The 9,337-nt window shown below is 46.7% G+C and carries 7 protein-coding genes; 5 read left to right on the top strand and 2 right to left on the bottom strand.

Going from position 1 to position 9,337, the window contains the following annotated elements; all coding sequences use genetic code 11:
* Positions 1 to 1,463, bottom strand: a 1,463-nt coding sequence (gene tssC, locus HMPREF2700_RS01565) for a type VI secretion system contractile sheath large subunit (RefSeq protein WP_070589493.1), incomplete at its 3' end; no start/stop codon positions are given.
* Between the two features lie 38 nt (positions 1,464 to 1,501).
* Positions 1,502 to 2,002 carry a type VI secretion system contractile sheath small subunit gene (tssB, locus tag HMPREF2700_RS01560; RefSeq protein ID WP_070589491.1) on the bottom strand — a complete coding sequence of 167 codons (501 nt, stop codon included), beginning with the start codon at positions 2,000 to 2,002 and terminating at the stop codon, positions 1,502 to 1,504.
* Between the two features lie 159 nt (positions 2,003 to 2,161).
* Here tssB and tssK point away from each other — a divergent pair, with 159 nt between their 5' ends.
* The 5 genes from tssK (at position 2,162) to tssH (ending at position 9,277) form a co-directional block, all read left to right on the top strand.
* Positions 2,162 to 3,508 (top strand): type VI secretion system baseplate subunit TssK, encoded by a 1,347-nt coding sequence (gene tssK / locus HMPREF2700_RS01555; RefSeq protein ID WP_070589489.1) that lies wholly within the window; start codon positions 2,162 to 2,164, stop codon positions 3,506 to 3,508.
* A 1-nt stretch (position 3,509) separates the two neighbouring features.
* On the top strand, positions 3,510 to 4,172 hold the full coding sequence (locus HMPREF2700_RS01550) for a DotU family type IV/VI secretion system protein (RefSeq protein WP_070589487.1): 663 nt from the start codon (positions 3,510 to 3,512) through the stop codon (positions 4,170 to 4,172).
* A 17-nt stretch (positions 4,173 to 4,189) separates the two neighbouring features.
* Entirely contained in the window at positions 4,190 to 5,818 is a 1,629-nt protein-coding gene (locus HMPREF2700_RS01545) for an OmpA family protein (RefSeq protein WP_070589485.1), read from the top strand.
* A 70-nt stretch (positions 5,819 to 5,888) separates the two neighbouring features.
* Positions 5,889 to 6,377 (top strand): Hcp family type VI secretion system effector, encoded by a 489-nt coding sequence (locus HMPREF2700_RS01540; protein WP_070589483.1) that lies wholly within the window; start codon positions 5,889 to 5,891, stop codon positions 6,375 to 6,377.
* Between the two features lie 71 nt (positions 6,378 to 6,448).
* Positions 6,449 to 9,277, top strand: coding sequence for a type VI secretion system ATPase TssH (gene tssH / locus HMPREF2700_RS01535; protein ID WP_070589481.1), 2,829 nt, complete (start codon positions 6,449 to 6,451; stop codon positions 9,275 to 9,277).
* The last annotated feature ends 60 nt before the right edge of the window (positions 9,278 to 9,337 follow it).

Below are 9,337 nucleotides of genomic sequence, written 5' to 3'. Positions count from 1 at the left end.
CGGGCAAACAGGCGGACTTTGAAGAAACCCGGGTTGTCCTCGATATCTTCCACCAATACTTTTGCCTCTCTTAACGGATGTGTTGCCTGCAGCTCGTCGCTCGGGTCGGTCATTTCCGTTACCAGGGTATTGATCCAATTATTCAGTTCCAACTCAAGCATGCGGCGGTCTTTGGTGGTGCCGATGTTTTCACGCTGGATCAGTTTGAGGTAGTGCGCCAGGCGGGAGAGTAGGAAGACGTAAGGCAAACGGGCGTTGATGCGGCTGTTTGCGGTTGCTTCCTTGGTCTCATACAACGCAGGTTTCTGAGTCGAGTTGGCGGAGAAGAAGCAGGCGTAATCGCGGTTTTTATAGAAAGACAGCGGAACAAAGCCCAGATTGGCAAATTCGAATTCGCGGGTTTCCGGAATCAGGACTTCTGTCGGGATTTTCATTTGGTTGCCGGTGCCCAGGTCGTACATGTGAATAGGCAAATCTTCAATCAAGCCGCCGGCCTGCGGGCCACGAATTTGGACGCACCAACCATTATTGATGAAGCTGCGCACCATATTGGCGGCAAAAGCGAATGATGCATTTGCCCACAGATAGCGGTTATGTTCCGTACCTTTTACCTGTTCTTCGTAATTGAAGCTGCGGACAGGCACGGTGTCGCTACCGTACGGCAGACGGGCGAGGAAGCGGGGAAGGGTCAAGCCGATATAGCGTGCATCGTCTGTTTCGCGGAAGCTTTTCCATTTGATGTATTCGGCACGGTCCATATAGTTGGCCAAATCTTGGATGGCGGCCACTTCTTCCATGCTTTCTTTGCCGAAGAAAGATGCACCGACCGAGCCGATAAATGGCATATGCGCAGAAGCGGAAACACGCGAGATATTGCGCAGCAAAGCCATATCTTGAGGGCTGCGGTCAAATTCGTAGTTTGAAATCACAGCACCGATAGGTTCGCCGCCCGGGGTGTCGTATTCGTTGCTGTACGTGTGGCGGTACAGTCCGCTTTGCACGATTTCAGGCGCATCTTCAAAGTCTTGAATCAAATCCTCTTTGGAAACATCAAGAATTTCAATTTTGACATTGTGACGGAAGTCGGTTCGGTCGACCAAGAATTTCAAACCGCGCCATGCGGATTCGATTTTTTGAAATTCTTCGTTATGGAGGATTTCATCCAGTTGACGGCTGAGTTGTTCGTCGATACGGGCAATGTGGTAATCGAGCAGGCTTTTGTCCAGGCGTTCCACTTTTTGGGAAGAGTCTTGGATCATTTTCATGAAGACGCTGACGGCTGCGGCGATACGTTCGTCGGCAGAGGCTTCCGACATTTTCTCGGCACTTTGGAATTGCTCGATATCGATGACGGAGTCAACGGCGTTCAGATTGATTTTTTTACACAGATCTTCATAAACGCTGTTTGTGCTTTCTTGTTCGATAACTGTAGTTTGGGCTTGGGCCTTTTGGCTTTTTTGCATATTTGAATCCTTACGGGTATTTCAGACGGCCTTTGATGTTACTTATTATTGATAGGTGCGATTTTTTCAAGACGGTCGCGCAGTTCGGCAGACAGGTTTTCGTCACGCAGAATGGTTTCCAATTCGCGACGGAAAGCAGAGTCGTCCAATAAGTTGGATTTCAAATCGCGAAGCAGGTTGCGCATAGCCAGTAAGGCACGCAATTCCGGCACATTCTGGGCAATTTGCTCCGGATGGAAGTCGCGCATGGATTTGAAATCCAAATTCACATTCATTTCGCCGCCGGCAGGAGAGAGTGTGTTTTTGACGGTCAGATTGGCTTTAGGATTGAAATCGGATAATACTGAATCAAAGTTGTTTTTGTTAATATTGACTTTTTCTTTTTCGGCAAGGTCGCGTTTATCTTGGCCGTTGCTGTAATCGCCGGTTACTAAAAGCTTAAGCGGTAACTCAACCTTTTTTTGTGCGCCGCCGGTATGCAAGTCCAATTTAATATTGATACGGGAAGGCGGAACTTCGTTTTGAAAACTTTTGCTCACGATGAAATTTATCCTTTTTTGATAGATTAAATGACACTTATGTCATTTTTTCAAATAAAATGCAAGGTATGGGGTCAGGAAATATCCTGATTGGTTAGTATAAATGTTAGACAGATAGCTTGTCTATCGTATTCAAATTTACCGGAAAAAGGTTTTTCAGTGAAATTTCACAAGCCGTTATGGGAAGAGGGGGTACTCCTATCGCCTCAACATTTTCAACAACAAGACAAATTCAATAATCATATGCATGCCCTGTTAATGAGAATGATGGGGGATTTTAGATGGGGCTGTTTTCAATGTGAATTTGACCGTCAGGCATTAGAAGTTGGAAAAATCAAATTAGATACACTTCAGGCATGCTTGCCGGATGGTACCTTAGTTGATTTGCAGGCCGGCGGACGCCACGTCAATGTGCGCAATATTGAAGGTCTGCCTTTACAGCAACGAAATGTTGTATTGTTGGCACTGCCCGTCTATCAGGCACATGTTTCAAACTTGGTGGATGAGGATGAAACCAAAGATACGCCCAAGCGCTTTGTTAAGAGCTTTGAGAAGGTGGAGGATATTTTCTCTACCGAAGAAACAGAGTTTGCGGTGGAGGGATTGAATCTCACTATTCGTTTCGATTTTGAACAAAATGACGACTATATTACCTGTCCTATCGGTGCAATAGAGAAAGATGAGACGGGCGCTTTTGTTTGGGCTAAAAACTATATCCCGCCATTGTTATCCATAACAGGGTCGGAAACTTTATTCTCTTGTCTTAACCGCATTACTTTGATGGTATTATCCCGTATAGAGAATTTGTCTGTCCGCCGCCGCTCTCGGAGCGAAAGTGTCGTTGATTTTTCAGTTTCCGATTCGATGCTGTTTTGGTTTCTGCATGGCTTAAATACCATTTATCCGGAATTGAAGCACCTGAATGATTACCCGCAGAAACATCCGGAAGAGTTTTATAAACTTTTGGTACGCCTGCTGGGGATGCTGTATACCTTTAGAGCCAACGAGTCCGTTAAAGAAATAGACTCATATGATCACTTTGATTTGTTTGGAACATTCAACCGTTTGGAACAAAAGATCCGTGATTTGCTGGATGAGGTTATTCCTTCCCCTGTGATCGAATTGTCACTGGAGCATCTGAAATCGACGCATTGGCGCGCCCAGATATTTGATGACCGAATCAATGCTGATGCAGAGTTTTATCTTTCCGCCCATTCCGACTCCGTCGACTTCTTGGAATTGCAAAAACAGTTGCCTTTGGTCAGCAAAATTGGTGCGCCCGATGATGTGGAGCGGGTAATTAATACGGCAGTGGTCGGCGTACCTTTACATTACCTCCATCAAACTCCGCCGGGCCTGCCTTTTAGAATGGACAATGTGTATTTTAGGTTGGATAAACGGCATGTCGCGTTTGATAGGATGATGCAGTCCCAAGTATGCAGCATTTATGTTCCGGCCTCTATTTCTGATTTACATTTAAGCTTATTTGCAGTAGTGAGTATTTAATATGAATAACCAACCCTTAATTAGAACCGTTTTGAGAGATACTGCTTTGGCGGTATCCGCATTATCTGCCGGCTTTACACCTGACCATTCCGAATCATGGTATGCTCATTGCAAAAATCTGATTCAGGATTTAAAGACCAAATTAGCCGGGCTTGGATGGAAAGAGGCGGATATTGAAGAAGTTTCCTATGCCCAATGCGCCCTTTTGGATGAGGTCGCACTGCGCACGCTGAAAGGTAACGACAGGGAAGTATGGGAAAGAAACCCTATGCAGGTTTGTTTTTTCCAATCATATAATGCAGGGGATATCCTGTGTGACCGAATCGAATCTTTGTGTAAAAACCACAAGGATGCCAGCCCCTTGGTGGCGGAAACCTATCTGAGTGTGATTAATTTGGGCTTCAGGGGCCGATATGTTCTGGATGAAGATGCATTGCACACCGTACAGGAACAGTTGAAAAAAATCACACCTGCCTTCCCAAGCAATGCCGTATCGGAAGACGGTAAGTTGTTTTATATAGATCAAAAGGGAACGCCGCTGAAAAAAGCATTCAGCCTCCGTCCTGCCTGGCTGCTTGTAGGAAGCATTGTTGTGGCAACGGTTGCATACTTTGCATTTAGATATTATCTGGATGGTTTGGTTGAGCAAATACAAGCATTGTAATTTCAAGTGTTTATATAATGACTTATCGGAAAATTTCAGTTCTGGCGACCCTGGCTGTTTTTGAGCTCGTTTTGCTGTATGTATTCGCAGTATATTGGCAGACAGGTTGGATAATCAAAGGCTGTGCTTGGGCATTGTCCGTTGTGGCGGCCTTTTATTATTGGCGTTTTTATCTAAAGAAAAAACGCGAACAAATCAATACGGATTTTTGGAAGAAAATCTCAGAAGAATTGGATTCCAACGGAGATTTGGGCTGCTATACCATTCGTCTGCATGACTCTTCTGTGCCGAGAAAGTTGGTGGAGAGGGTAAATGAAACCGTCTATATCAATATGTCGGGTTCGGAAAATCTGCATCCTGTCGTTTCCAATTTGCTTGAAAATACAGCCCATAAGTATGTTTCTGTGAGCCTGGAGCTGTGGCTTTCTCCGGCGGAAAATACTGATATTGCGACCACTTTGCGCACATGGTTGCGTAATATACTTTTTCTGCAGAAGAGCACGGGTTTGACTATCCCGGTGCACTGGTTGATTCAAACGCCGGTGTCTTTTTTGTTTGATAGAAAAAACAGCCATTCTGTTTTTTCTATCATCAATAAGAAAGAACACAACCGTCTGCAGATAAACGAATTCTTAAAGAATCTGAAAAACGCCCTGTCCCTTAAATTCCTGCATGACAACAATGCCCAGTATAGCCATCAATATGTTTATCTGATGGAGGCGCTGAATTTTTTAGAAGAAAAATTCTTAAAAAATACAGATAGCGGATGGGAGTATGTGGACATATGCAGTTTAAGCCTTGCCGATTGCGGAAATTTTCAAAATACATCTGAATGGGCCGCTTATCTGATAAAAAATACAGATGGTCTTATTCCGTCGGCAAAAAGCGTTCAACATGATTCGGCAAGATACATCCTATCCGAATATCTGGATAAATATGCCGTTTATCATAGAAATCATATTTCAGATATGATTTTTAAGGTATTATTCATTGGTGTTGCCGGTTTTTTTCTGGCTGCGTCGTTTTCAACTGTCAACAACAGCCGTTTGTTGGAACAAATCGGCACGCATATAGCGGACTTCCGTATGGAAACGGATAAAGCCGAACAGGATAAAAAAATAGGGCTGTTGAAGCAGGACTTGAAATTGCTTGAAGGATACCGTGATCACGGCGTTCCTGCATATTTGGGTTTAGGACTGTATCGTGCACAGGCTTATATCCCCAAATTAAAAGCCTTAATCCCTGCCGAAGTTCCTAAAGCGCCCGAGCCTGTCAAAAAGCCGGAGCCGGTGGTTCTTACCCTGGACAGTTTGGCACTCTTTGAAACCGGCCAGTTTGAATTAAAAAATAATGCCAATAAAGCATTGATTGGCGTATTGAAGGCAATTGAATCACATCCTGATACCCAAATTTTAGTTGAAGGCCATACCGATAATGTCGGAAATCCTGTTTCCAATCAGCAGTTGTCAGAAAAACGGGCCCAATCCGTCAAAGACTGGTTGGTAATTTCTTCCAATGTCCCGGAGGGCAGGTTTGAAGTCAAAGGTTTTGGCGATACCAAACCGATTGCAGACAATCAGACAGAAGACGGTAAGGCCAAGAACCGTAGGGTTGAGATTATCCTTATTCCCTCGGCAACACAGTAATTCAATGTAGCACAAGTTGCTTTAAGCCTTAAAACTTAAAGCGTTTTTAATAAAACTAAGGAGTAAAAATATGGCAATTCCTGCTTATATGTGGCTGAAAGACGATGGCGGTTCCGCTATTAAAGGTTCCGTTGACGTTAACGGCCGTGAAGACAGTGTTGAGATCGTTGAGTTCGAACACAATGTCCGCATTCCTACAGATGCCAACACCGGCAAACTGACAGGTACTCGCGTTCATGAACCTATCGTATTGTACAAAGAATACGATGCGTCTTCTCCATACTTGTACAAAGCCGTAACCACCGGTCAAACTTTAAAAGAAGTAGAAATCAAGTGGTATCAAATTGATGCATCCGGTCAAGAGAAAGAGTACTTCAATACCAAACTGGACAACGTTAAAGTTGTCGCAGTAGGTCCTGTAATGCACAACATCAAAGACCCTGCACGCGAGCGTTACAACCACTTGGAACGCGTTGAATTGCGCTACGAAAAAATCACTTGGACTTATAAAGACGGCAACATCATTCATTCCGACAGCTGGAACGAAAGCCGCGCTTAATCATCCACATAAAGTGCTGCCTGATAAAGGTAGCACTTTTTTATAACACATTTTTACATCAGGGATATCAAATGTCTGCACATGATCAAGCCTTATTATTACGTCGTCTGAATACGCATTGCCAACAGGCAATGGAAGCCGCCGCCGGTTTATGTCAAACACGGGGTCATGCCGAAATTACGGTTGACCATTTGTTTATCAAGCTATTGGAATTAGGGGATGGCGATGTCGGCGCCTTATTGAGACGTTACGAAATTGATTCGGAAAACATCTGGAACCCTTTGCTGGACACGATGGACAAACTGCCGCGCAATGTCCGCGGTAATCCTTCACTGTCCAAATCACTGGTCAGCCTATTGTCAGATGCATGGCTGCTGGCAAGTGACGAAGGCGCATCGGAAATCCGTTCCGCTTATCTGTATCAGGCATTGTTGAAATCCCCTTACCGTCTGATGACGCAGGATGCATGGCCGCTGTTGAGTCTGACGGAAACCCAAATAGGCCGTCTGAAAACATGGTTGGATGAAGTCTCAATCGAAGGCACCAACAATACGTTTGCCCAAACTTCTGCCGAAGAAGGCCAGGACGGCACTCAGGCCGAATCCAAATCACAACCGGTTAAAGCAACCGGACAAAATGATGCATTGGCGCGCTTTACCGTCAACCTGACTGAAAAAGCAGCCCAAGGCGGCATCGACCCCGTATTTGGCCGCGAAACAGAAATCCGCCAAATGATGGATATTTTATCGCGCCGCCGTAAAAACAATCCGATTTTGGTCGGCGAGCCGGGTGTCGGCAAAACCGCACTGGTAGAAGGCCTGGCCTTGAAAATCGCCTCGGGCGAAGTGCCTAAAATATTAGAAAATACACAGGTATTGGTCTTGGATTTAGGCCTGCTGCAGGCAGGTGCGGGCGTCAAAGGCGAATTTGAACAACGCCTGCGTAACGTGATTGAAGCCGTTCAAAATTCCGAAGAACCCATCTTATTGTTTATTGACGAAGCACATACGTTAATCGGTGCCGGCAACAGCGCCGGTGGCGCAGATGCCGCCAACCTCTTAAAACCGGCCTTGGCACGAGGCGAATTGCGCACCATTGCCGCCACAACCTGGAGCGAATACAAACAATATTTTGAAAAAGATGCCGCATTGGAGCGCCGTTTCCAAATGGTCAAAGTAGAAGAGCCCGATGACGAATCCGCCTTCACCATGCTGCGCGGCTTGAAACAGCGTTATGCCGCTTATCATAAAGTCCATATTCAGGATTCCGCAGTCATCGCGGCCGTGCAACTCTCCAGAAAATACATCACCGGCCGCCAACTGCCCGACAAAGCAGTAGACTTGTTGGATACGGCCGCCGCCCGCGTCCGCATGAGCTTGGATACCGTTCCCCATATCTTCGGCTTGATGGAAGCACAGGCCTCCTCGCTGCAACGGGAATTGGAAGCATTGGATGCCGACAAACAATTGGGCCGTCTGAATGCATCGCAAGAAGAAAACATCCGACAAGTCGAGCAGGAAATTGCCCAGCTGAACGAACAACGCGAAGAAATGAACCGTCGCTATCAGGAAGAAAAACAATTGGCGGACGAAATCCAATCCTTAATGGAAGCCGCCAAAAATATAGAATTGACTTCCGAAGAGCGGGAAGCCGCACAAAAAAGCCTGACCAAGAAACAGCAACAGCTGGATGCCGTCGTCGCAGGCAAACCGCTGATTTTTACCAGCGTCGATGAAACCGTGATTGCCGACATTATCGCCGACTGGACAGGCGTACCCGCAGGCAGCGTACTCAAAGACGAACTGGCCAACCTGCTGCAGCTCGAAAGCCTGCTTGAGCAACGCGTAGTCGGACAAAGCGAAGCCATCCATGCGATTGCGCAAAGTTTAAGGGCCGCCAAAGCCGGCCTGAAAACCAACGACTCCCCGTTGGGTGTATTCCTGTTGAGCGGCCCATCCGGTGTCGGCAAAACAGAAACCGCCCTAGCATTGGCAGACGCACTCTTCGGCGGTGAAAAATCACTGATTACCATCAACCTGTCCGAATACCGTGAAGCACACACCGTTTCCCAACTTAAAGGCTCGCCTCCGGGTTATGTCGGCTATGGCGAAGGTGGCGTATTGACCGAGGCCGTACGTCAAAAACCATACAGCGTCGTATTGCTGGACGAAGTCGAAAAAGCCCATAAAGACATCCTCAACCTCTTCTACCAAGTCTTCGACAAAGGCATGATGCGTGACGGCGAAGGCCGGGAAATCGACTTCAAAAACACAGTTATCCTGATGACTTCTAACTTGGGCGCAAACGAACTGACCCAGTTGCTGAAACCACAAGAGCCAGAAGAGGCAGAAGAGGCAGAAGAAGCCGCAGCAGAAGAAAACCAAGAAGCAAACGGACAAGAACAGATCGCCGATACCGAAGTAGAACTTTCTGCACAAATGCCGGAAACCTCCCCTGAGCACACCGAAGTTTCAGACGGCCTTGCCGAAGCCGAAGAAGCACCCGAATACAGCTTGGAAGAACTGGCGGAAGCCATCCGACCGATACTGACAGACCACTTCCAGGCCGCATTGTTGGCACGTATGCAGGTCGTTCCTTACCGTCCGTTGGAAAAAGAAGCATTGGCCCAAATCGTCAGATTGAAGTTGGATAAAATAGCAGACCGGCTATATGAAGCCCATCAAACGCGCCTCAGCTACAGTGAGGATTTTGCGGCGCTGTTGGCCGATTCCTGTACGACCGGCGACAGCGGTGCGCGTAACATCGATCACCTGCTGAACCGTCAGGTGATGCCGGCGATAGCCCAAAGCTTTTTACAATGGCAGCAGACAGCGGGCCATATGCCGGAGCGAGCGAGCTTGGAAGTTGGAGAAGAAGGCATAGACGTCTTGTTTGAATAAGGCGGATTAAAGGCCGTCTGAAGGGGAGCCGCCGGGGTTGGGTACCTTTCAGACGGCCTT

This window comes from Neisseria sp. HMSC068C04 (genome assembly GCF_001810105.1).
In the GTDB taxonomy this organism is placed as follows: domain Bacteria; phylum Pseudomonadota; class Gammaproteobacteria; order Burkholderiales; family Neisseriaceae; genus Neisseria; species Neisseria flavescens_B.
This window is presented reverse-complemented; position numbering and strand designations above follow the sequence as displayed.

Coding starts and splice junctions, on each gene's coding strand:
- HMPREF2700_RS01550 (WP_070589487.1), top strand. CDS start 3,510: ATGAATAACCAACCCTTAATTAGAACCGTTTTGAGAGATACTGCTTTG.
- HMPREF2700_RS01545 (WP_070589485.1), top strand. CDS start 4,190: ATGACTTATCGGAAAATTTCAGTTCTGGCGACCCTGGCTGTTTTTGAG.
- HMPREF2700_RS01540 (WP_070589483.1), top strand. CDS start 5,889: ATGGCAATTCCTGCTTATATGTGGCTGAAAGACGATGGCGGTTCCGCT.
- tssH (WP_070589481.1), top strand. CDS start 6,449: ATGTCTGCACATGATCAAGCCTTATTATTACGTCGTCTGAATACGCAT.